The 2,495-nt window shown below is 59.2% G+C and carries 2 protein-coding genes; both read left to right on the top strand.

Annotated elements, in window-relative coordinates:
* Window positions 1–111 precede the first annotated feature (111 nt).
* Window positions 112–1,638: an IS21 family transposase gene (istA, locus tag ACOZKU_RS27870; protein WP_421581621.1), complete on the top strand. Its 1,527-nt coding sequence runs from the start codon at window positions 112–114 to the stop codon at window positions 1,636–1,638.
* The gene (gene istB / locus ACOZKU_RS27865; protein ID WP_421581620.1) at window positions 1,628–2,440 is read left to right on the top strand and encodes an IS21-like element helper ATPase IstB; all 813 of its coding nucleotides are present in this window, start codon (window positions 1,628–1,630) and stop codon (window positions 2,438–2,440) included. Before istA ends, istB begins: the two co-directional genes overlap by 11 nt.
* The last annotated feature ends 55 nt before the right edge of the window (window positions 2,441–2,495 follow it).

Genomic DNA, 2,495 nt, shown 5'->3' with positions numbered 1-2,495 from the left:
GTTGATTGCCACTGAGAACTGACCCGGCGTGGCCTGATATTTCCATTGAGAATTGACCCATGTTCCAACCTTCCCTCGCATGTTTTCAGCGGGGGCTATGGAGTGATCGACATGGCGTTATTGAGCGTTATCCGGCGCTGGCATTTTCGAGAGCATTTATCGATCCGGGAGATTTGCCGCAGGACCGGCCTGTCCCGGAATACCATCCGCAAATACCTGCGCCTTGACGGTGTGGAACCGAAGTTTAAGGTCCCGGAGCGGCCGAGCAAGCTCGATCCTTTTGCCGATCGGTTGTCGGCCTGGCTGAAGACAGAAGCCAAGAAGAACCGCAAACAGAAGCGGACGATGAAGCAGTTGCATGCCGATCTGATGAGCCTCGGCTATGAGGGTTCCTATAATCGGGTGGCGGCATTTGCCCGGGAGTGGCGTGATGATCGTCAGAGGGAATTGCAGACGACGGGTCGCGGGACATATGTGCCCCTGGCGTTCGATCCCGGCGAAGCCTTCCAGTTCGACTGGTCGGAAGACTGGGCCATTATCGGCAATGAGCGCACCAAACTGCAGGTGGCGCACACGAAGCTGAGTTACAGCCGCGCCTTCATCGTGCGGGCCTATCTGCTGCAGACACACGAGATGCTGTTCGATGCCCATAACCATGCATTCCGCGTGTTCGGAGGCATCCCCGGCCGTGGCATCTACGACAACATGCGCACCGCAATCGACAGGGTCGGCCGTGGCAAAGAGCGTGACGTCAACGTCCGTTTCCAGGCGATGGCCAGCCACTACCTGTTCGAACCCGAGTTCTGCAATCCGGCTTCTGGCTGGGAGAAGGGACAGGTCGAGAAGAACGTTCAGGACGCGCGTCATCGTTTGTGGCAGCCAACGCCGCGCTTTCCATCGCTGGATGCTCTGAACGACTGGCTCGAGCAGCGCTGCAAGGAGTTCTGGGCACAGACCCCGCACGGTCAAATGCGTGGCTCCATCGCTGATATCTGGGCTGAGGAGGCTCCAGCCCTCATGCCCGTTTCCAGGCCGTTCGACGGGTTTGTCGAATACACCAAGCGGGTCACGCCGACCTGCCTCGTCCATCTGGAACGCAATCGCTACAGCGTCCCGGCATCCTTCGCCAATCGGCCGGTGAGCCTTCGCGTTTATCCGGAGCGGGTCGTGATCGCCGCAGAAGGTCAGATCATCTGCGAACATCGTCGCGTCATTGATCGCTCCCATGATCGACCGGGACAGACGATCTACGACTGGCGGCACTATCTGGCGGTGGTGCAACGCAAGCCAGGTGCTCTGCGCAATGGTGCACCGTTCGTCGAGCTACCGGACGCATTCCGGGCCTTGCAGCAATACCTGCTCAAGAAGCCGGGTGGCGACCGGGAGATGGTCGATATCCTGGCGCTCGTCCTTCAACACGATGAACAGGCCGTCCTGTCGGCGGTCGATATGGCACTGAAATCCGGCGTTCCGACCAAGACCCACGTGCTGAACCTGCTGCATCGCCTTGTCGACGGCAAATCCTTCACACCACCGACCATCGACGCGCCTCAGGCCTTGACGCTCACCAATGAGCCCAAGGCGAATGTCGAACGTTACGATGCGCTGAGAAAGACGGAGGCCCGTCATGCGTCATAATCCAGCAAGTGGCGCTGTCGTCATCATGTTGCGGCAACTGAAGATGCACGGCATGGCCCAGGCCGTTGGCGAACTCACCGAGCAGGGATCGCCAGCGTTTGAGGCCGCCATCCCGATCCTGTCGCAGCTCCTCAAGGCAGAGACCGCGGAACGGGAAGTGCGATCGACGGCCTACCAGCTCAAGACGGCACGCTTTCCAGCCTATCGTGATCTGAACGGCTTCGACTTCACCAGCAGTGAGGTCAACGAGGCGCTGGTCCGTCAGCTTCATCGTTGCGACTTCCTCAACGAGGCCAACAACATCGTCCTGGTCGGCGGTCCCGGCACGGGCAAGACGCATATCGCCACAGCGATCGGTGTTCAGGCCATCGAACATCATCACAAGCGGGTTCGGTTCTTCTCGACCGTGGAGCTGGTCAATGCGCTGGAGCAAGAGAAGTCCCAGGGTCGCCCAGGCCAGATCGCCAACCGCCTGGCACACTCCGATCTCGTCATCCTCGACGAGCTCGGTTACCTGCCGTTCAGTGCTTCAGGCGGTGCGCTGCTGTTCCATCTGCTGAGCAAGCTCTACGAGCACACCAGCGTCATCATCACCACCAACCTGAGCTTCAGTGAATGGGCCAGCGTCTTTGGCGATGCCAAAATGACCACCGCGCTGCTCGACCGGCTCACGCATCATTGCCACATCCTGGAAACCGGAAACGACAGCTTCCGCTTCAAGAACAGCTCAGCGCACGAGCCCAAAACGACAAAGGAGAAAACGAGAAACTTGACCACGACCGCAGACCCGAAACATACCTAATAGGCGGGTCAATTCTCGGTGGAAACGCCGGGTCAGTTCTCAGTGGCAATCAACA

The organism is Shinella sp. M31, assembly GCF_049199205.1.
In the GTDB taxonomy this organism is placed as follows: domain Bacteria; phylum Pseudomonadota; class Alphaproteobacteria; order Rhizobiales; family Rhizobiaceae; genus Shinella.
This window is presented reverse-complemented; position numbering and strand designations above follow the sequence as displayed.

Coding starts and splice junctions, on each gene's coding strand:
- istB (WP_421581620.1), top strand. CDS start 1,628: ATGCGTCATAATCCAGCAAGTGGCGCTGTCGTCATCATGTTGCGGCAA.
- istA (WP_421581621.1), top strand. CDS start 112: ATGGCGTTATTGAGCGTTATCCGGCGCTGGCATTTTCGAGAGCATTTA.